This is a genomic window from Blautia coccoides, assembly GCF_034355335.1.
Classification (GTDB): Bacteria; Bacillota; Clostridia; order Lachnospirales; family Lachnospiraceae; genus Blautia; species Blautia producta.
In genome coordinates, this window is the sequence record NZ_CP136422.1 from 205,455 (window position 1) to 228,236 (window position 22,782).

At 46.8% G+C, this 22,782-nt stretch carries 12 protein-coding genes; all 12 read left to right on the forward strand.

The window, feature by feature from the left end; genetic code table 11:
* Positions 1 to 24: 24 nt before the first annotated feature.
* The 12 genes from BLCOC_RS00925 (at position 25) to BLCOC_RS00985 (ending at position 22,778) form a co-directional block, all read left to right on the forward strand.
* Positions 25 to 432: a PrgI family protein gene (locus BLCOC_RS00925; protein WP_115624064.1), complete on the forward strand. Its 408-nt coding sequence runs from the start codon at positions 25 to 27 to the stop codon at positions 430 to 432.
* Positions 380 to 2,878, forward strand: coding sequence for a VirB4-like conjugal transfer ATPase, CD1110 family (locus BLCOC_RS00930; protein WP_115624065.1), 2,499 nt, complete (start codon positions 380 to 382; stop codon positions 2,876 to 2,878). Before BLCOC_RS00925 ends, BLCOC_RS00930 begins: the two co-directional genes overlap by 53 nt.
* Positions 2,878 to 5,649 (forward strand): CD1108 family mobile element protein, encoded by a 2,772-nt coding sequence (locus tag BLCOC_RS00935; protein WP_115624066.1) that lies wholly within the window; start codon positions 2,878 to 2,880, stop codon positions 5,647 to 5,649. Before BLCOC_RS00930 ends, BLCOC_RS00935 begins: the two co-directional genes overlap by 1 nt.
* A 444-nt stretch (positions 5,650 to 6,093) precedes the next feature.
* Complete coding sequence (locus BLCOC_RS00940) at positions 6,094 to 6,915, forward strand: radical SAM protein (protein ID WP_330412140.1); 822 nt, start codon at positions 6,094 to 6,096, stop codon at positions 6,913 to 6,915.
* A gap of 7 nt (positions 6,916 to 6,922) precedes the next feature.
* Positions 6,923 to 7,183, forward strand: a complete 261-nt coding sequence (locus tag BLCOC_RS00945) for a cell envelope biogenesis protein TolA (protein WP_115624068.1) — start codon at positions 6,923 to 6,925, stop codon at positions 7,181 to 7,183.
* Positions 7,161 to 8,831, forward strand: coding sequence for a CD1107 family mobile element protein (locus BLCOC_RS00950; protein ID WP_115624069.1), 1,671 nt, complete (start codon positions 7,161 to 7,163; stop codon positions 8,829 to 8,831). Before BLCOC_RS00945 ends, BLCOC_RS00950 begins: the two co-directional genes overlap by 23 nt.
* On the forward strand, positions 8,832 to 10,952 hold the full coding sequence (locus tag BLCOC_RS00955; RefSeq protein WP_115624070.1) for a type IA DNA topoisomerase: 2,121 nt from the start codon (positions 8,832 to 8,834) through the stop codon (positions 10,950 to 10,952).
* 13 nt (positions 10,953 to 10,965) lie between these two features.
* The gene (locus BLCOC_RS00960) at positions 10,966 to 11,301 is read left to right on the forward strand and encodes a helix-turn-helix domain-containing protein (RefSeq protein WP_115624071.1); all 336 of its coding nucleotides are present in this window, start codon (positions 10,966 to 10,968) and stop codon (positions 11,299 to 11,301) included.
* A 170-nt stretch (positions 11,302 to 11,471) separates the two neighbouring features.
* Positions 11,472 to 11,678: a hypothetical protein gene (locus BLCOC_RS00965; RefSeq protein ID WP_115624072.1), complete on the forward strand. Its 207-nt coding sequence runs from the start codon at positions 11,472 to 11,474 to the stop codon at positions 11,676 to 11,678.
* Entirely contained in the window at positions 11,671 to 12,630 is a 960-nt protein-coding gene (locus BLCOC_RS00970; RefSeq protein WP_115624073.1) for a hypothetical protein, read from the forward strand. Before BLCOC_RS00965 ends, BLCOC_RS00970 begins: the two co-directional genes overlap by 8 nt.
* Positions 12,624 to 13,439 carry a hypothetical protein gene (locus BLCOC_RS00975; RefSeq protein WP_115624074.1) on the forward strand — a complete coding sequence of 272 codons (816 nt, stop codon included), beginning with the start codon at positions 12,624 to 12,626 and terminating at the stop codon, positions 13,437 to 13,439. The genes BLCOC_RS00970 and BLCOC_RS00975 overlap by 7 nt, the downstream gene beginning before the upstream one ends.
* Positions 13,440 to 13,613: 174 nt before the next feature.
* Positions 13,614 to 22,778: a DUF3849 domain-containing protein gene (locus tag BLCOC_RS00985; protein WP_115624075.1), complete on the forward strand. Its 9,165-nt coding sequence runs from the start codon at positions 13,614 to 13,616 to the stop codon at positions 22,776 to 22,778.
* Positions 22,779 to 22,782 lie beyond the last annotated feature (4 nt).

Below are 22,782 nucleotides of genomic sequence, written 5' to 3' on the forward strand. Positions count from 1 at the left end.
CATTGCCCACGAAAGGAGCAGACGATGGCAATATCCGTACCAGTGCCGAAAGACCTGAGTGGAATCAAGACAAAAGTGGCGTTGAACCTTACCAGAAGGCAGATTATCTGTTTTTCCGGCGCAGCGCTTGTGGGCATACCCTTATACTTCCTTACCAAAGGGGTATTGGGGACACAGGGGGCGGCGCTTATCATGGTGGGCGCAATGCTGCCATTCTTCTTTTTGGCAATGTATGAAAAAGACGGTTTCCCGGCAGAGAAGATATTATACTTCATGCTCCGGCAGAAGGTACTCACGCCGGGAATCAGACCGTATAAATCGGAAAACCTCTACAAGCAGTTGGAGGAACGGGAAAAAATCAGGAAGGAGGTATATTTCCTTGAACAAAAAGCAAAAGGCGGGGGCGGCAAAGCCAAAACCGCAGGAAAATAAGCGGACACCGGAAAAGGCGGGACTGACCTTATCGGAAAAGAAACGCCTTGCGGAGCTGAAACGTGCGCTTGCCGGGAACAGCAAGGAGCAGGCGAAGCCGGACACCGCACAGAAAACCATTACATTCAAAAAAATGTACCGGGACGGCATCTGTCAGGTGGCGGACAGTTATTACACGAAAATGGTGGAGTTTTTTGACATCAACTATGACCTGCTGGAGGTGGAGGATCAGGCGGATATTCTGGAAGAATACAGCAAACTGATTAACTACTTCGATCCGTCCATAAAGTTCCAGTTGTTCTTATTTAACAGGCAGGTCAGCGAGCAGGCTCTTGCGGAACAGTTTGACATTCCTCTGCAGGCGGATGATTTTGACGATATTCGTGACGAGTATACGCATATGCTAAAGCACCAGTCGGCAAAAGGCAACAACGGAATCATCAAGTCCAAGTACCTGATTTTCGGCGTGGAAAGCGCCGGGTACAGGGAAGCAAAGAGCAAGTTAAGCAATATCGAGAAGGATGTGGTACGCAATTTAAACAATATCGGCACAAACGCCAGAGGTCTTGACGGGAAGGAAAGGCTGCGTATCCTGCATGAGTATTTCAATCAGGGTACAATGGAGCCTTTCCGTTTTTCATTTAAGGAGCTGTCAGAATCCGGGAAGTCGGTCAAGGACTATATCGCCCCGCCGGGGTTTGACTTCCGCTATCCGAGCCGCTTTAAGTCCGGCAGCATCTATGGGAGCGTGTCTTACCTTGATATGATTGCGCCGAAGTTTACGGACGAGATGGTTAAAAAGCTGCTGGATATTGATGACAACCTCACCCTTACCATGCATATGCAGACCATTGATCCGGTGGAAGCAATCAAGATGATAAAACGTGCGCTCACCGACATTCAGAAAATGAAAATAGAGGAACAGAAGAAGGCTGTCAGAAGCGGCTATGATATGGATATTCTGCCTACGGACATCGTGACTTATGAGAAGGACACGCTGGAACTTCTGGACGATTTGAACACGAGCAACCAGAAACTTATCAAAATGACCTTCCTCATTGCCTGTTACGGGAGGACGAAGCGGGAACTGGAGAACCTGACACAGAGGGTGTCCGGTATTATCCAGCAGGCGAACTGCAACCTCAGATGTTTGCAGTATTTACAGGAACAGGGGTTAATGGCGAGTGCGCCGATTGGGTGTAACGATGTGGGGATTGAAAGAAACCTCACCACAAAGAGCGCCGCTGTCCTTGTGCCTTTCTGCACACAGGAGCTTTTCATGCCCGCACCCGCCATTTATTATGGTCTGAACGCACTCAGCAATAACATGATTATGGCAGACCGGAAAAGGCTGCGTACACCAAACGGGGTGATTCTGGGAACGCCGGGAAGCGGCAAGTCTTTTTCCGCAAAGAGGGAGATTTTATCCTGTTTCCTTATCACAAAAGATGATATTATCGTCTGCGATCCAGAGGGCGAGTATTTTCCATTAGTGCAGGCGCTTCATGGGCAGGTGGTAAGGCTTGCCACAAACTCAAAGGATTATCTGAACCCGATGGACATTCAGCTTTCCCATAAAGGGGATAAAGAGGCGCTGAAATTAAAGAGTGATTTCCTGATTACCCTGTGTGACCTGATAGCCGGAGGGAAGGACGGTCTGGAAAATGACGAGAAGGGCATTATTGACACCTGTATCAAGCATATCTATGACGGGTATTTCAAACACCCGAAACCGGAGAATATGCCCATACTGGAAGATTTGTATAATGCGCTGTTAAAGTATGAGCCGAGGGACGTTGCGCCGGAGATGCAGAGGGAAGCGAAGCAGAAAGCGGTACGGATTGCCAACAGCCTTGTCTTGTATGTGCATGGTTCGCAGAACTATTTCAACCACCGTACTAACGTGGATTCCCATAACCGGATTATGTGCTTTGACATTCGTGACTTGGGTAACCAGTTAAAAGAGATTGGAATGTTGATCGTGCAGGATGCGGTATGGAACAGGGTGTCACAGAACCGGGAACGGAAAGTTGCCACAAGGTACTACTGTGACGAGTTCCATTTGCTTTTGAAAGAAAAACAGACTGCCATATATTCCGTAGAGATTTGGAAAAGGTTTCGGAAATGGGGCGGAATCCCAACCGGGCTGACGCAGAATGTGGGCGATTTTCTGAAATCAGAGGAAATCGAGGGCATCTTGGGGAACAGCGATTTTGTATATCTGCTGAACCAGAACGCCAAAGACCAGCATATTTTGGCGGACAAGTTGGGACTATCAGAAAAGCAGCTCATGCACGTCACCAATTCTGAACCGGGAAGCGGTCTGATACTCTTTGACAACGTGGTTATCCCATTCGTGGATAAGTACCCGGCAGATACAAAGACCTATGCGATTATGAATACAAAACCGGAGGAATCAGTGAAAAAGGAAGATGAGGACAGTTAATGGCAGAAAAGAAAGGAAAGAAAAAACAGAATACCGTCTACCGTAAAGAAGCAAATACAGAGTTCCAGAAGGGTGCCGGAAATGCTTTTACGGGCGGCGGCAGCGCTGCCTATCAGCCGAGGGATTCTGGCACCGGGAGGGCGGGGCGGAGCGCAGGCAGGAAAAAGCAGACAGAAAAGAGTATGCAGGCGCATCAGGAAACTTTTGGACAAAAAGTCCAGAAGTCCGAAAAGAGCCAGCCGGGAAAGGGCAGCACATTTACAGGGAATAAAAGCATGGATTCCCGGAGCAGTGATGCCGGACAGCGTAAATCGAACCATGCTTCAAAGGCTCATGCAAGAAAGCAGATGTACCAGACCACTTCTGGACAAAAAGTCCAAAAGTCCGATGTAAAACCGGGTCAGGAAGAAAAATCTGATTTTGTGAAAGAAAGCAATGCCTTTACCGGGCAGGAGAATTTCAGCCAGCCGGAGGAAACGGAGAAAAAACAGCCGGATGCAGAAGATTACCACCGTAGGGATACATACAGGCAGTCGCAGAAAAAGGGAAAATACCATAAAAAGCGGATGCAGAAGGAACACCGGGTAAAAGGCGGCACAAATGATAAACCGGAAAATAAGACCTTTACGGAGGAAACTTTTACGGGGAATACCAGAAATACTTTTCAGGGGGAAGGAGGCTCTGAATTTACCGGAAGTAAAAAGCTGCAAAAGAAACAGCGGCAGGCAGAGAAAGCCGGGAAGAAAGTACAGAAAGCAAGGGCAAAGCTGCCAAAGACAAGGGAATACACCTTGCAGAGAGTGTTTGATGAGAAAACCGGGAAGGGAAAATATGTAGCTGTCCCTCTGGATAAGGAGAAGCCTTTCAAGCAGGAAGGCATACCTAAGACCACCATGCGCCGGATGCAGAACGAGAGCAAAAATTTTGTGCATGGGAAAATTGCTGAAACGGAGAAAGAAAATTCAGCGGTGGAGGGCGCACACAAATCGGAACAGAAAGGAGAGGAATTATTTTCTTTTGTCAAAAGGCAGATAAAAGGAAAAGAGCAGAAACAGCGGGCAAAGATAGCAAAGCTGGAAAAGAAGCAGTTTAAAAAGGAAGTCAATTTCCAGTACCAGAAGTTTCTGGAGGAAAACCCGCAGATGCAGAAAAAGACATTGCGGAAGCGGTTACAGAAACAGCGCATCAAGCGGGAGTACATCAAGGCGAGGAAGAAAGCGGCGGCAGGGAAAACAGCGGAGCAGGCATTTGAAAAGACAAAAAACGGTGCGGTCACTGTGGCAAGGAAGTTACAGGAGTTTGCGAGGAAAAACGCAGGACTTCTTGTGACGTTGGGCATCATGGCTCTGCTCCTTATGATGGTTATGGTTTCCGTATCGTCCTGTGGGGCGATGTTTGCGGATACGCAGTCCACCATATTAGCGGCAAGCTATTTAAGCAAGCCGAAAGAGATTGACGCCGCCGACTTACAGCTTACCCGTCTGGAGCTTGACTTGCAGAATGAGATTGACCGGGTGGAAACGGATTATCCGGGGTATGATGAATATTCCTATAATCTTGGGGCAATCGGGCATAACCCGTTTACCCTTATCAGCTATTTATCCGCTGTCCATACGGAGTTTACCGCAAGTGAAGTGGAAAGCGAGATACAGGCTTTATTTGATGAAATGTACACGCTGACGCTTACGCCGGATACGGAAACGAGGACAAGGACGGTCACAAAGACAGGCACGAGGACGGTCACTGATCCGGTCACAGGAGAAGAAACCGAGGAAGAATATGAGTATGAGGAGGAAGAAGAATACGAGGTCAGTATCCTCAGAGTGACGCTTACAGCCATACCGTTAGAAAGCCTTGTTTCCGGGAAAATGGATACGGAGCAGGCGGAGATTTTTTCCATGTACCGGGAAACAGGCGGTCTGCTTCAGGAGTTCGCTTCGCCGCTTGACCTTTACTGGTATTATTATGTGTCCAGCTATTACGGATACCGGAAGAACCCAAGTACAGGGAATGAGGAATTTCACAGGGGCGTGGATATAGCAGTGCCGACAGGAACAACCGTTTATGCGGCGCATGACGGTACGGTGACAGCGGCGTCATATGACAGCCATTACGGGAATTATGTAGTGATTGAGATAGACGGCTACACAACCAAGTATGCCCACATGGATACGCTCAGCGTGAGTGCAGGGCAGACAGTGGAAAAAGGGGCGGTCATCGGCACAACGGGGAATACCGGGAGCAGCACAGGAAGCCATTTGCATATCGAATGTTTATATGACGGGGAGTATTATAACCCGTTATTTTATTTTGACGTGGGCGAAGGAACGCTGTACGGGGAAACGCCGGGCGGACTTCCGGGGAACACCATACCGCCGGACGCCTATGATGATGCATCGGTGCAGGCGCTTATGGAAGAAGCCGCAAAGTATTTAGGATTCCCGTATGTGTGGGGCGGTTCAAGCCCTTCCACAAGTTTTGACTGTTCCGGCTTTGTCTGTTGGGTATTTACCAACAGCGGGGTGCATAACCTTCCACGAACAACCGCACAGGGGATTTATGACCAGTGTATTCCGGTTTCCGCATCGGACGCAAAGGCGGGGGACATCATCTTTTTTACCGGGACTTACAATTCTGCCGGGGCGGTGAGCCATGTGGGGATTTACTGCGGCAACGGAACAATGATTCACTGCGGAGATCCGATCAGCTACGCAAGCATCAACTCGTCTTACTGGCAGAGCCACTTCTACGCATTTGGTCGCCTTCAATAACAACACATGTTGAGTTGCAATTAAGTTTGATAATTTTGCAATAAAGATTGATAATTTACAACTTTGTTTGATAAAAACGGCTTCACAAAGGAATTAACAATTATGATTGATAAAACTTAAATAAAATGACAATTAAAGTTGATAAAAACGGAGATTTCGTGGCACTTAAAGGAGCATGGTTCTTATTATGCTTCTTTGTTTTTCTGCAACATGGTTTCGTGATATTAAGTTTAGGAGTAAATTATCAAACTTAATTGTAATTATGGAGCTTATTATTATCAAACTTTTTTGTAAAAAGACAACACAAACTTATGATAGAGCAATTTCATAAATAGAAGGGAGCGTGATATTATCAAAATCGGATTGATTGATGTGGACAGCCACAACTTCCCAAACTTATGTCTTATGAAGCTGTCTGCTTACCATAAAGCAAGGAGCGATACATTGGAATGGTATGACGGGCGAAAACATTATGACCTTGTATATATGAGCCGGGTGTTTACGGACAGCTATTCTAAAGATTACTCCGGTACAATTCATGCTGACTGCATTATAAGGGGCGGCACAGGGTATGGACTTAATAACCGTCTGCCGGAGGAAGTGGAACATACCTATCCGGACTACGCATTATACCCGAAATTTGAAGGAACTGCATATGGTTTTCTGTCAAGAGGGTGTCCTCGTGGATGCGGTTTCTGCATTGTAGGGGAAAAAGAGGGGCGCAGGGCGGTTGCGGTCGCTGACCTTGCCGAGTTCTGGCATGGGGAAAAAGAAATAAAGCTGCTTGATGCGAATTTGTTAGCCTGTCCGGATTGGGAACGGTTATTACAGCAGCTTGCACAAAGCGGCGCAATGGTGGATTTTACGCAGGGACTTGATGTGCGTCTGATTACTCCGGAGAAAGTGGAGATGCTGAACAAAGTGAAAACAAAAATGCTGCACTTCGCTTGGGATAATCCGGAAGATGACCTGACAGGGTATTTCAAAAAGTTTTCAGAACTTACAACTGTGAAAGATTATCGGAAAAGGCGGGTGTATGTGTTGACAAACTATAACAGCAGCCATGAACAGGACTTGTATAGGATATACACTCTGCGGGATATGGGATTTGATCCCTATGTAATGGTATATGAAAAGCCAACTGCGCCACCCATTACAAGAAAACTGCAAAGATGGGTAAATAACAAATGGCTTTTCAGGGCAGTGTTAGATTTTAATGATTTTGATCCAACCGGGTGGGAAAAACGGAAAAACAACAGGAAGTGAGGAATTTATGACAAAGGAACGCATTGAGAAGGAGCTTTCCAAAGTGGATGCGCAGCTTGAATCCTTACAGGCAAAAAAGAAGAATTTGGAAGAACAGAAGCGCATGGCGGAAAGAGCCGAAAAAATGGATATTATCGAAAAGCATAAAATCTCGTCCGAGAAGCTGCAATTACTCATCAAATTCAGCGAGGACGAGATTTTGAAGTTATTGGAAGAAAAAGAAAACGCAAAGGAGATGGCAGGAAATGAAGAAAAAGTTATCAGTTAGGGCGGCAGTGTCGCTGCTTTTATCGGCATTGCTGTTCTGTATGCCCGTAGGGGCGTTTATGGCGAACAGCGTGAATACCGTAGATGCCTATGCGGAAGGTGTGCTTACAGAGGAAAGCGGCGAAGCACCAGCGGAAGGCAGTACCGAAGGGGAAACAGAGGAAAGCACTGAAACCGGGGAAAGTTCAGAGAATGGGGAGGATGAAACCGGGGAAACAGAAACCGAGTCCGGAAGTAATGAGGAAGAAACGGAAAGCGGGACGGTATCCGGGAACGAAGTACCTGAACCGGAATGTACCTGTAAAGAAAAATGCACACAATATTCCATTGATAAAGATTGTGAGGTCTGCAAGGGGGATTACAGCTTATGCGAATATGTGAACCCGAATGTAAAAATCACAATCTCCACTCCGTCCGGCTGGCACAATGACACCACGAAGGTACATATCTCCGTTGAAGATGTGGCACATTCCGGCAACTTCACCATAAAGACAGTGCAGGCAAAAGTGGCGCAGAATGGGAGCTGGACGGACGTAACAGAGGATATGTATGTGGAGATTTCGGAGAATACCACCGTCTATGTGCTTGTGACAGACCAGAAGGGCAAAACCTATGAGAAAAACCGCTATATGAAGTGCTTTGATTTCACGAAGCCTACCTTAAACGCTGCGGTCAGTGACGGTCTGCTCTCCATACAGGCGCATGATACGGATTCCGGCATCAAGGCAGTGTATGTGAACGGGTATGAATTTACGGAGCTTACAAACGGTGTCCTGAATATCCGTCTGCAACAGTTTGACGCAGGCTACCAGTATTTTACCATTTCCGCAATGGATAACGCCGGGAATATGTCGGAGGTCTACAAAACAGCCAACCCGTATTACACCGATCCGGAAAAAGAGGACGGGAACGAGAAGAACCCGGCAGAGCAGCTCCCGGTGAACGCACAGGCTACCAAGCCTTCCTCCGCCACCGCACAGGTGACGGAGCATACCAAAACGGACAGTGACGGGAACACCGTTTCCGAAAACAGCCTTGCAGAGCAGAAAAAGCAGGCAATGGCGGAAGCGGCGGCATCGGAGAAAAAGGAGGAATCCGGGGAAAAGGAGAAAAGTGGAACGGGAAAGGAATTTTACACAATCCAGACTGCATCAGAAAAAGTGTTCTATCTTATCATTGACCGAGACGGGGAGGAAGAAGTGGTTTATTTCCTGACCGAAGTTACGGAAAATGACCTGCTGAATGTGACAGCGGACAACAGCGAAACCTTGCCGAAAAATTCCGCTGCACTGGAGTCCGCAATCCCTGTGACGGAGGGCGCACTTCCCAATAACAACGGGGAACAGGGGAAGGAAGAAGAACTTACGGAAGAACCCGCAGAGGACGGGGATGAGATAAACACCGAAGAACCGGAACCTGAGCCGGAGAAACCAGAAGAAAACCCGATGGCAACCTATATCATTCTTGGGATTGTGGCGGTTGCAGCCATTGGCAGCGGCTATTATTTCAAAGTAGTCCGGAAAAAGAAAGAGGAATTTCTTGACGAGGACGATGATGAGGAGGACGAGGAAGAAGAATATGACGATGATGAGGAAAACGAGGGCAGTGAGGATGATTTCTTTGAAGATAAAGAAGGGGAGGACGACTAAATGCAGTTAGTGATAGCGGAAAAACCGAGTGTTGCAAGGAGCATTGCGGAAGTGATCGGCGCATCGGAAATCAGTGACGGATATATGGAGGGGAACGGATATATTGTGAGCTGGTGCGTGGGGCATCTGGTGGAGCTGGCACAGCCAGAAAGTTACGGGGAACAATGGAAGAAGTGGACGTATGAGAGCCTTCCTGTCAAGCCGGAAAAATGGCAGTATGAGGTGAAGCCGGACACAAAAGCGCAGTATGACATACTGTACCAGTTGATGCACAGGAAAGACGTGTCGGCTGTGATTTGTGGAACAGACGCCGGACGGGAGGGAGAACTTATCTTCCGTCTGGTGTATGAAATGGCAGGCTGTGAAAAGCCGATCAAACGCCTGTGGATTTCCTCAATGGAAGAAACCGCCATTCGTGAGGGATTTGAGAATTTGCAGCCGGGAAGCGATTACGATAACCTGTACCATTCCGCACTGTGCAGGCAGGAAGCGGACTGGCTTGTGGGCATCAACGGTACAAGGCTGTTCACCGTCCTGTATGGCGGAAAAGTTTTAAAGGTGGGGCGGGTGCAGACACCCACCCTTGCGATGCTGGTAGACAGGGAAGCAAAGATTATGAATTTCCAGAAGGAAACATATTACATGGCGCATATCCTGATGGATGGGATAGATGCCGCCACCGGGCGCATAGATGATAAAAAGAAAGCAGATGGGATTGTGGGAGCTTGCCGGAACGGGCAGGCTCTCACCACGTCCGTTGTGAAAGAGGAAAAAGCGGTCATGCCGCCGAAGCTCTATGACCTCACCACGCTCCAGAGGGATGCGAACCGTTTATTTGGTTTCACCGCAAAGCAGACCTTAGAGTACACGCAGAGCCTTTATGAAAAAAAGTTAGCCACATATCCGAGGACGGACAGCCAGTTCTTATCCGATGATATGGGGCAGACCGCAAAAGATGTCATTGAAGCGGTGTTCAGCTCCCTCATGTTTGAGGAAAACAAAGCGTCCAGCCCGGATATAAAAAGGATTCTGAACAGCAAAAAAGTGACAGACCACCACGCCATTATCCCCACAATGGAGATAGGGAAAGCTGACCTTGCGGCACTGCCGGAAACGGAGCGTAAAATTTTATCCCTGATTGCGAACCGCCTGTTATGCGCCACCGGGGAGAAGCATTTGTATGAAACAGTCAAAGCGGAGTTTTCATGCAATGGATATACTTTTTCGGTTTCCGGCAAGTCCGTTACGCATAACGGGTGGAAATCTTTTGAGGATGCCTTTAAGCGTTCCTTTAAAATCTCCGGGAATCAGGAGGAAGAAAAGGAGGAAAAGAAGCTGCCGGAACTGTCGGAGGGACAGCCATTTGACGGTGTGCAGGCGAAAGTCAGCGAGCATTTCACAAATCCGCCCAAGAGATTTACAGAAGATTTACTATTATCCGCAATGGAACGTGCCGGGGCGGAAGATATTGGGGCAGACGCAGAACGGAAAGGCTTGGGTACGCCAGCGACAAGGGCGGATATTATCGAGAAGTTAGTCAAGGACGGGTTTGTGAAGCGTGAGAAAAAGCAGATCATACCCACAGAGGACGGATTAAAGCTGATTACGGTGCTGCCGGATATGGTGAAGTCCCCGAAACTTACCGCCGATTGGGAAAATGCCCTGACACTGGTAGCGAAAGGGGAGCTTCCGATGGAGGACTTCATGGCAGATATTGAGAATATGGTGTCGGAGCTGATACACGCCTACCATGAGGTCAGTGACGAGCAGAAAAAGATGTTCGCACAGGAGCAGGCGGCTCTTGGGGTATGCCCGAACTGCGGCGGTCAGGTGGTAAAAGGAAAATTCGGCGCTTACTGCGTGAAAAAATGCGGTATGAACGTGAGCCGGGTAATGGGTGCTGCCCTTACCGATGCACAGGTGAAGGATATGCTTGCCGGGAAGAAAATCCTGTTAAAAGGGTTAAGAAGCAAGGCGGGGAAGCCTTATGATGCCTATATCATTCCGAGTGGGACGGAAGAATACCGTTACACCAAAGACGGGGCAGAAAAAAGCGGGGTACAGTTTAAGTTTGTCATGGAGTTTCCGAAAAAGAAATCTTCTGGCGGGAAGAAAAAATAAGGGAGGAAGAAAGATGTTTACAACCGGGGATAAGTTATTAAACGTGATGAAAGAGGAAGAAATCAGTATTATGGAGCTTTCCAGAATGTCGGGAGTGCCGGAGAGGACAATTATGGATATTCTGGCGGGCGTCAGAGAGCCAGAGCTTGGCGTGGTGTGCAGGATTGCGGACGGACTTGGCATTTGCGTCCATGAGCTTCGTGCCGATGAGGAACAGTATGCCATATCCGTACAGAAAGATACCCTTGCAAAGCTGATCGTGGTCAGCGAGATAAACGGTGTGGAGCTGGAGGAACTGATACATACCATTTTGGAAAAAGGCATTGAGGAACATGGTTTCTATGAGTAATGCAGGGAAGTAACAGGAAACAGGCTGCAAGATACGTTTTTTGTATTTTGCAGCCATTAGATGGCATTTATAGTAAAATATGTTAGATATGATTGAGATAAAGTCAATTAAATGATATAATTGCTTGTACATAACTCTTGAAAATATTATCGAAGTACGGAGGTAAAAGCATGAAACAACATATCTTATTGGAAAAAGCATACACATATGATAACGTATCGCATGAATTAAAACCCGAAGGATGTTCATATGACAGAATTTGTGGGTTATGGAGAGTGGATAGCACTGGTGAAGTTATGATGATGAGTAACTTTGCACAGAAACCAGAAACAAAAAAATGTGATGTAGAAACAGGCGAGGATCAAAAGGGTGAATAAAATAGATTATCTGATTGTATCTTCAACGATTGACTTTTCTACGGATATGGTTTGCTATCGGTTATTGGAAGATAATGAGAAATTTTATCGCTTGAATCGAGATGAGTTTTTAAAACATAAAATAGTTGTAGATTTGCAAAATGAAGTGATGATAATATCCATAGATGGCGAAGAGTATGAGGCACAATTTGAACATTTAAAAGGAATATTTTTTAGAGCACCTGTTTTTTTGAGAACTCAATCAAAAAAAGAGTTATCAGTACAGGAACAGTTAGAAAGGAATCAATGGAGTTCTTTTTTAAGAAATTTAATAGTTTTTAAAAATGCAAATTGGATTAATAACCCTGTAAGTACATATCGTGCAGAGAATAAAATCTTTCAGTTATGTATTGCAAAAGAATATGGGTTAGAAGTACCTGTTACATATATTTCAAATTGTACCGATTTTAATTTGGAATCTGATAAGAAATATATAGTTAAATCCTTAGATACAGCACTTTTTTATGATATGGAAAATAACAAGGAAATGTTTACATATTCTAATGTAGTCTCAGGTTCAGAATTAAATGAGTATGATTTGACATCGGCTCCGATATTTATACAGGAATTTTTAAATCCTAAAATAGATTGCAGAGTTACATATGTACAAGGCAAACTTTTTCCGGTGAAAATATTACAAAATGGAAAGGGATTGTATGGTGACTGGCGTATGCGAAAGGAGGAGTTAGAATATATCCCTTTTCAATTACCAACATATGTTGAAAATGCAATACATAAACTTATGAAAAAATTAGAATTAAATTTTGGCGGGATTGATTTGGCTATTGTTTCGGGAGAATATTATTTTATTGAGGTGAATCCCACTGGAGAGTGGGGGTGGCTAGAGGTTAAGACAGGAACAAATATAAGTAAGACCATAAAAAGAGCATTGGCTGGAGATAAAGTATGTTAGGGCAAATTATTCCAATTATAGATATAACTAAAAAGAATAAAATATTACGTGAAAAAAATCGTACAGTATCGAATATCGAAATCCCAGAAAATATTGAGGAGATTGATATTAAATATTTAGAAGATGACTATAAAGCAACGTTAGATGTAAAGAATAGATTTGAAGATAAGGCTAAAACAATAATTGCAGCTTTGACAATTGCTATCACTTTAATTTTAAATTTATCAAAGATTATTGATACAGTTGCAAATAAAATTCCAATACCGTATTTCAATTATTGTATATTTATAGTGGCTATTTTATCAATATCGTATATGCTGATGGCAGGAATAATGTCAATTCAGGTTTTGATAAAAGAAAATTTATTATATTCGATTTCATTTGAAAAACGGACGGATAAAAAGAGCATATACCAATCAACACAACAAAATATTAATCAAAATTTAATAAGAAATAACATTATATATACAGCGTATTTATCAATAAGAAATTCGGTTATATGTCTCCTGATTATTTTTGTATTATCAATATATCCTTTTCAAGTTTCAGATAATAGCAGTATAAGTAACATCGAAGCTAATAACGGAACAGAGATAATATATGGTAACGATGCGGTTGAGTGGATATTGAATAATCCTCAAAAGAAACCGGATTTTGACAAAATTATTGAAGCATATAATAATCTTGGCGAGGATGGAACGCAGAAAAATATATATGATAAAAATCAAGGGATTATTGTTACTGTCGAATCTTTAAATGATTCATATTTGTTTTCTAATATAATAAATGACATTACGGAAGTCAACTGATGACAGATAGCACTTAGGAGAAATCTTAGGTGCTTTTCTTATATTAAAAATTTGAGGAAAGGAGCAGAAAAAAATTGAATAAAGTTTACCGTCACTGGTGGCAATGGCTCATGAGCGAACCATAGCCGCCTTTTTTATTGCACAAAAGTAATAAACAGGAAATGGAGGATTGCCATGAGAAAATATGACGTAATTTCCGCACTCTCCGAAGAAACATCAAAGCGGGTGACGAGAAATGAAGAAAGCTGGAAGAAATATCTGAACACAGCATCAAGGCTCTACAAATACCCGTTCAAAGACCAGCTCCTTATCTATGCCCAAAGACCGGATGCCACAGCCTGCGCTTCCATAGAGATATGGAATGAAAAAATGCACTGTTGGGTAAACAAGGGCGCAAAGGGGATTGCACTTCTGGATGAAGAAGGGAGTCCCTACACCGGACTGCGGTACGTCTTTGACATATCGGACGTGCATAAGGCAAGGCGCATCGGGCGTTTCCCTCAGCTTTGGGAGATGCGGGAGGAACATCAGGAAGCGGTTCTGAACCGTCTGGAAGGGATTTACGGGGATACCAATAAGGAAACGAGATTTGTGGACAGGATCAGGGAGATTGCTTCCCGGATTGCACAGGACTGTTATGGGGAGCTTGCTTCGGATATGGAATATCTGAAAGAGGGAAGTTTTCTGGAGGAACTGGACGAACTGAATATCGCTGTTCGTGTCCGGGAAACGCTGGCGGACAGCATCGCCTACACCGTCTTAAAGCGGTGCGGCATGGAAGATGCGGAGCTGGCAGAGGAAATCCAGTTCCCTTATATCCATGAGTTTAATACAATAGAAACCCTGTCGCACATCGGTGACAGCATATCCGATTTATCCAAGCCTGTGCTTATGGAGATTGGCAAAGCAATCGGGGCGTATGACAGGGAAATCGCCGGAAAGGAAGCATCAAGAAATTTTGTCGAAAAAGGACTTGCAAATACCTCTGACACACGCTATAATGCTTTAAAGCGTGAAAGCGAAACAGAGGACGTACAACCTACCACACAGACCGGAAATGCCGGGGAAAGGGGAAATAATGATGAATCTGACCTACGAGAAGAACGGGGATTACATGATACCGATGTTACAGGTGGACGAGCAGCCGGAGGGGACGCTTACGAAATACGGACTGATGAGGAAGAATTACTTACAGGAACACAAGAAGGGGATTTACACCGGGCTTCTGCTGAAAGGGAAGCTGAAAGAGCATCTTCTGACCATTCAGGAGCAGGCGGAGCAGAGGATGGAACTGCTGACCGGGCAGATGATGAAGCAGGAGGGAGTGACGGAAAAACTCAAGGCGGAGAACCAGATGCTCTGGGTTCAGAAGATGAACAACATCAGGCACTCGGCGGAGGAAATCGTACTGAGGGAGCTGGTATACAGCCTGTAAGTGAAGAAGCGACTGAAAAAACTGAAAATAAGGATTTACCAGAGCCGGACAGTGGAGAACCATTGCCCGGTCTTTCTTTGTCCGAAATAGAGAAAGGCATCTTGCAGTTTGATGAATTTATGGTACATAAATGCCCGGATATTGCCGGGGTAATGCTTTTCGAGCCGGATAAGGATAAACAGACGGAATATATCAAAAACAGTTACAGGCACAAGGAATTTACCAAGTTTTATGTAGGGGAGGAAAGAGCCGGGTACAGGGCGGACGAAAACGGTCTGACGGTCTGGAAGGGGAGCTATTTAAACAGGACAGCGGAGGCAACTGTATCATGGGAAGCTGTGAGGGACAGCATCGCTTTTTACATGGAAAAGGGCGAATATCTGAAAGAAGGGCAGATTCCGCAATGGGAAGAACCGAAGGAAAAGGAAGTTTACCAGCAGCTTAGTTTATTCCCCACGATAGAGGAACAGATCGGCACAATAGAAGCGGCGCAGGCAGGAGAGAAATATATCATGCCCGCCGCTTTTTCTCTGCCAAAGGAGCAGCTTGAAGCCATTTTACGCACAGGGGGCGGACGGGATAACAGCAGGAGCCGCATTTATGCCAAGTACCAGCAGGGCAAAACGCCGGAGGAAATGGCGGAGTTTCTGAAAAATGAGTACCGTACTACCGGGAAAGGCTTTGATTTTGGCAGCAATCCCATTTCCGTCTGGTTCAATGAATCCGGCATGAGCATCGGCTACGGAATGTCCGCAAAGGAAAATCCGGTTGCGGTGATGGGCTGGCAGGAAATAGAGGGCGTTGTCCGTTCTATGGTGGAGAATGGCTCTTACATGGGCGCAAATGAAGTGTTCCTTGTGGATGCGGTGGAACGCCAGAGGGTGTCAAATGACCTGTTCAATTTCTTCCGGGACGGTATCGGGGAAATCCCGGAGAACATACCGATTAAGACTTACAACCACCCGGAGAGCATGACAAACCTCTGCGAGCTTTTATCCACGCAGGAGGGGCGTGATGTCGTTGCCGGGGAGCTTTCCCACGCAAAAGAGCAGATTGAAGCCGGGGAAAAACAGATAAGATGGCGGTATGTAAAAAAGCCGGAGCATCTGCTTTCAGAGATTGCGGATTTAAGCACAGAGAAAACGGAATACCCGGTACAGGACAGCGTGGAGGTGCTGCATGAGGATTTTATCACGCAGGATGAGATAGATGAGCGTCTGACAGGCGGCAGTAACTATCATCATGGGCAGTTCCGTATCTATGAGTATTTTATGGAAGGGCATGACAAGAAAGAAAACATTGCCTTCCTTAAAAATGAGTACGGGACGGGCGGCGGCTCTCCCGCCCTGATCGGTTCAGACCGGAGCGATGAATGGCACGATTCCAAAGGAATTAAATTGGGGAAAGGCAGGATAGGCGATCCATACGCAAAAGTGCTTTTAAAATGGAACGTGGTGGAGAAGCGCATCAGGGAGCTTGTCAGTGCGGATAAATACCTTACGCCGAAGGGGAAAGAAGCCTTCGCACAGTACAAAAAAGAGCAGGCGGAGGAAGCCATGCGCCGGGAGCAGGAAAAGCTGGAGCATGGTATCCGGGTGGAGTGCAAAGACGCCATAGAAAAAGCGATTGCGGAGAAATTTGACGGTTACACCCTTCCGAGGGATACCGCAGAGGGCGTTATCCGGCAGTATGGGAAGGAACGGGTAGAGATTGTCCTTGCCAATACAATCACGCACTTATCCCATGACGAGCGGTTTTCCCAAAACAATAAGGAATGGGCAGAAAGCCTTGTGCCTTCCGCTGACTGGCAGACAAGGGATTATATCATCACGTCCCACCCGGCTGTTTTGGATGGTTTCACCAATCAGGCAAGGCGGTTTATAGAGCGTGACAGAGAGCCGGAAAAAATGGCTGTACCGGAGCAGGAAGCGGAAATGTCCGGGGACAATGTTCAGAGTCCCGAACCGGAAAATAAATCCAGTGACAGTGAGAAAGCACTGGCTGAAAGGCTTGCGGAAATGTCCGTAGTGGTAAAAATCTGCGGTGCGCTGTCCATGAAAGATGTGGTCGGCTGGAACGAGGATACCGGGGCGGTTGCCATAGAGGATGCTGACAGGAGGTTAGAGGGCAAGGCAGTTTATGACACTCTGTTTCTGGAAGCCGCCGATTATGTACTGATGCAGTCATTAAGCGGCAATGCGGAAAAAGTGGTGGAGATGGATGTTCTGCTGAAGGAAGCACAGAAGTATGCGGCACGTTATGAGAATGAGCCAGAACAGCAGAGGGAAGGACACGCTGCGGAAATATCTGAAGCAGAGCCAACAGGAGAACGCCGGGAGGAAAATCACCCGGATGCAGAGCAGGAAAAACGGACAGAAGAACTGGAACAGGAAGAAACAGTACGCTTTACGGTTACGGAAACTTCGGATGCCTTTACAGAGCCTTATGCGGTATGGGACAGTGAAACGCAGGATTATTATGCAACAGGCGATGGCACAGTGCCGACATTTGACACATCGGAGGAAGCAGATGTTTTCTGCCATAAGCTCAATGAAAGTTCTCAAACAGAGAATTTACAGGAAACAGGGCAGAAAGAAACAAAAGATATTGCATCAGAGCCGGAAAATGTTACAGAGGAAACGGAACAGCCGGGAACGGTAGATGTTTCAGGCACAAAAAATCCTGCTGAAAAAGATGATTTCCCCGACATTGACACACAGGCTGTCCGGGAAGGTCTGGAAAAAGCCGGGATTGTGGATGGGCAGTTAGTAGATGAAACCGCCTTAGAAAACGATCCGTTTATCCGGCAGGTCATGGGCGATGTGGAAACGCTGACCGGGGGCAAGCCGCCAGAGCCGGGGAAAGCACCACAAAAAGAGCCGGAGATTGATAAAACTGGCGCAGTCAATTACCATATCTCTTTCAATGAAGCGGAGAATACCGGGAAAGGGTTTGCGCCGAAAGAGAAATTCCGGCAGAACGTGGAAGCCATACGAACCCTTGAAAAGATTGAAAGTGAACGCCGAACTGCTACACCGGAAGAACAGGAAGTTTTAGCAAAATATGTGGGGTGGGGAGGTCTTGCCGATGCCTTTGATTCTTCCAAAGCGAACTGGGCGAATGAGTATCAGGAATTAAAGAGCCTGTTATCCCCGGAGGAATACGCTTCCGCAAGGGAAAGCACGTTAAATGCCCACTATACAAGCCCGGTCATCATTCAGGCAATCTATGACGCAGTGGGGAAAATGGGATTTACCAGAGGGAACGTGTTAGATCCCGCCGCAGGCATTGGGAATTTCTATGGCTGTCTGCCGGAGGAAATGGCGGGGAGCAGGCTCTACGGGGCGGAGCTTGACGGGATTACCGGGCGCATCGCAAAACAGCTTTACCCTCATGCGGACATTAAAATCACAGGATTTGAGAATACAAATTATCCCAATGACTTTTTTGACGTGGCGGTGGGGAATGTGCCTTTCGGACAGTATAAAGTGTCTGACAGGCAGTATGACAAGCACAATTTTTTAATACATGATTATTTTTTCGCAAAAACTTTGGATAAAGTACGTCCGGGTGGCATCGTTGCCTTTGTCACTTCAAAGGGGACTATGGATAAGAAAAACCCGGAAGTGCGGAAATACCTTGCACAGCGGGCGGAGCTATTAGGGGCGGTCAGGCTCCCGAACACAGCGTTTAAGGAAAATGCGGGTACGGAGGTCACTTCGGACATTCTATTTTTAAAGAAGCGTGACCGAGTGTTAGACATTGAGCCGGACTGGGTGCATCTGACGGAAAAAGACGGTATCGTGATAAACCAGTATTTCGCAGACCACCCGGAAATGGTACTCGGCAGAATGGAGATGGTTTCCGGGGCGCATGGCATGGAAAGCGCCTGCCTGCCGGACACGTCCCTTCCCCTGTCGGCGCAGCTTAAACATGCGCTCTCTTATGTGGAGGGCAGCATCGAGCAGGCAGATTTTAACGAGATTGATGATGAGCTGGCAAGGGAGAACATACCCGCCGATCCAGAGGTAAAGAATTACAGTTATACCGTTGTGGACGATAAAGTGTACTACAGGGAAAATTCCATTATGAAGCCTGTGGACGTATCGGAGAAAGCGAAGCAGCGCATGAAGGGCATGGTGGCGATCCGGGACTGTACGCAGGAGTTGATAAATTTCCAGTTGGACGAATACCCGGAGGATATGATTTTAAACAAGCAGGCGGAATTAAACCAGTTATACGATGATTTCTCCAAGAAATTCGGTCTGCTGAACTCACAGACCAACCGGAGGGCGTTCAATCAGGATTCCAGCTACTGCCTGTTATGCTCCCTTGAAAATCTGGACGATGAGGGGAATTTTCTCGGCAAGGCGGATATGTTCTCCAAACGTACCATTAAAAAGCAGGAAGTTGTGACGAGCGTGGACACAGCCAGTGAAGCACTGGCGGTATCTTTAAGTGAGAAGGCGGGCGTGGACTTAGCCTATATGTCGGAGCTTGCGGACAAGAGCGTGGAGGAGATCACAAAGGAGCTTGCGGGGGTAATCTTCCAGAACCCGGTCACAGAGGAATGGGAAACCGCAGACGAGTATTTAAGCGGGAACGTGCGGGAGAAGCTGTCAGTGGCGAGAACCTTTGCGGAAAACCACCCGGAATATGCCATTAACGTATCCTCACTGGAAAGCGTACAGCCGAAGGAGCTGGACGCATCGGAGATTGAGGTGCGTGTGGGCGCAACATGGATTTCTCCCAAATATATTGAGGACTTCATGCGTGAAACTTTTGAAACGCCGGAGTACCTTTTTGACCGGAACACAATGGGCGTACTCTACTCCAATGTGACCGGGCAGTGGAACGTGAAGGGAAAAAACGCAGACCGGGGAAATGCCCTTGTCAACATGACTTACGGAACAGGGCGGGCAAACGCCTATAAGATTCTGGAGGATTCCTTAAATTTGCGTGATACCCGTATTTTTGACATTGTGACGGAGGACGGGAAGGAAAAAAGAGTCCTCAACAAAAAAGAAACCACGCTGGCAAGCCAGAAACAGGAAGCAATCCGGGAAGCCTTTAAGGACTGGGTATTTCGTGATCCGGAACGCAGGCAGGATTTGTGTGCAAAGTATAACGAGCTTTTCAATTCCACCAGACCGAGGGAATATGACGGTTCACACTTGAAATTCCCCGGCATGACGCCGGACATCGTACTCAGACCACACCAGCTTAACGCTGTGGCGCATCAGTTATACGGGGACAACACCCTGCTTGCCCATTGCGTGGGTGCGGGAAAGACCTTTGAAATGATTGCGGCGGCAATGGAAAATAAGAGGTTGGGATTGTGCCAAAAGAGCTTATTTGTTGTTCCGAACCATTTGACGGAGCAGTGGGCGAGTGACTTCCTGCGCCTGTATCCGGGTGCGAATATTTTAGCGGCAACCAAGAAAGATTTTGAACCCGCCAACCGGAAAAAGTTCTGCTCCCGGATAGCGACAGGGGATTATGACGCTGTGATTATCGGTCACAGCCAGTTTGAAAAAATCCCGCTTTCCACCGAAAGGCAGATGGCGATGATTGAAAGGCAGATAACAGAAATTGAAATGGCAATCGAAACACTCAAAGCGGAGAATGGCGAGCGTTACTCCATTAAGCAGATGGAAAAGACGAAAAAATCCCTGTCCGCAAGGTTGAGCCGCTTAAACGATTCCAGCCGGAAGGACAATGTTGTGACCTTTGAACAGTTGGGCGTGGATCGGCTGTTTGTGGACGAAAGCCATAATTACAAAAATCTGTTCCTTTACACCAAAATGCGGAATGTGGCGGGCATCGCACAGACGGAAGCGCAGAAATCTTCGGATATGTTTGCCAAGTGCCAGTATATGGACGAGCTGACCGGAGGGAAGGGCATTACATTCGCAACGGGTACACCGATCAGCAACAGTATGACGGAGCTTTACACCAATATGCGTTATCTCCAGTACAACACCTTACAGCGATTGGGGTTAGGTCATTTTGACAGTTGGGCGGCATCGTTCGGGGAAACGCAGACAGCAATCGAGCTTGCGCCGGAGGGGACTGGATACCGGGCAAAGACGAGGTTTGCCAAGTTCTTTAATCTGCCGGAACTGATTGCATTATTTAAGGAAAGCGCAGACATTCAGACACCGGATATGTTAAAGCTGCCAGTGCCGGAAGCGGATTATGAAAATATCGTGTTAAAGCCGAGCGAGTACCAGCAGGATATGGTACAGTCCCTTGCGGACAGGGCGGAAGCAGTCAGGGACAGGAAAGTGCAGCCAAACATCGACAATATGCTAAAGATAACCAACGATGGAAGAAAGTTAGCGTTAGACCAGCGGCTCATCAATGCTATGCTCCCCGATGAGGAAAACTCTAAAGCCACAACCTGTGTGGATAAGGCGTTTGAGATATGGGAGCAGACAAAAGAGCAGAAATCGGCGCAGCTTATCTTCTGCGATTTATCCACACCGAAAGGAGATGGGACATTCAATGTATATGAGGACATCAGGGATAAGCTCATGGCGAAGGGAGTGCCGGAGAATGAGATAGCTTTTATCCATGACGCCAATACGGAAACAAGGAAAGCGGAGCTGTTCGCAAAGGTAAGAAGCGGGCAGGTTCGTTTTTTGTTAGGCTCAACCGCAAAAATGGGAGCCGGAACCAACGTGCAGGACAGGCTTATCGCTTTACACCACCTCGATGTGCCTTGGCGTCCGTCCGACATTGAACAGCAGGAAGGGCGCATTTTAAGGCAGGGCAACATGAATGATAAGGTAAAGATTTTCCGGTATGTGACGGAAGGGACATTCGACAGCTACTCATGGCAGCTCATCGAAAATAAGCAGAAATTCATCGGTCAGATCATGACGAGCAAATCCCCTGTGCGCAGCTGTGAGGACATAGACGAAGCCGCCCTCACTTATGCGGAAGTGAAGGCTCTGGCAACGGGCAATCCCTACATAAAAGAAAAGATGGATTTAGATATTCAGGTATCCAAGCTGAAGCTGTTAAAGGCGAACCACACCAGCCAGAAGTACCGCTTAGAGGACAATATCGTGAAGCATTACCCGGTACAGATAGCCGCCATGAAAGAAAGGCTTGCGGGGTATCGTGCCGACATTCAGACCTACGCACAGAATAAATTCCCGGATAAAGACACCTTTTCCATAAAAATCGGCAACCGGGTATATACGGACAAAAAAGAAGCCGGGGCAGCGCTGATTGATATGTGCCGGAGCGCAAAACAGCCGAATATGGCGGTCACAATCGGGGAATATCAGGGATTTAAAATGAGCGTTTCCTTTGATTCGTTTTTTTCCAAGTTTACGGTCAACTTAAAGGGCAGCATCAGCCATGAGGTGGAAATCGGCACTGATCCGTTGGGGAATTTACAGAGGTTAAGCAATGCCTTAGAGGGCATGACCGGGAGAATGGATACGGTGGCGCAGAAACTGGAGAACGTGGAGCATCAGCTTGAAACCGCAAAAGTGGAGGTCACAAAGCCATTCGCACAGGAAGCGGAGCTTGCGGAGAAGCTGGAACGCCTGACAGAATTAAATGCCCTGTTAAACATGGACGAAAAGGGCGGCGATGGGATTGATATGGACGATGAGCCGGAAATTGACGGGGAACAGGAAGAACTGGACACAGAGGAAACGGGGCGTGATGCGGAAGCTGTGGCGGATGCGCCTTTTAAGCCGCAGATGAACCGGGCAGTATCGGAAAAGACAGCGGAGCATAGGAAGGAGAGGATATTAGCGGACAGTCCGAGAGGGCGCATTTCCGTAAAAGAAAAACTTGCCGAGATGCGGGAGAAGGCATACGGAAAGAAAATGCAGGAAAAGCCGGATTTGCAAAAAGGAAAGGGAAAAGAAGAAAGTTTATAAGGAG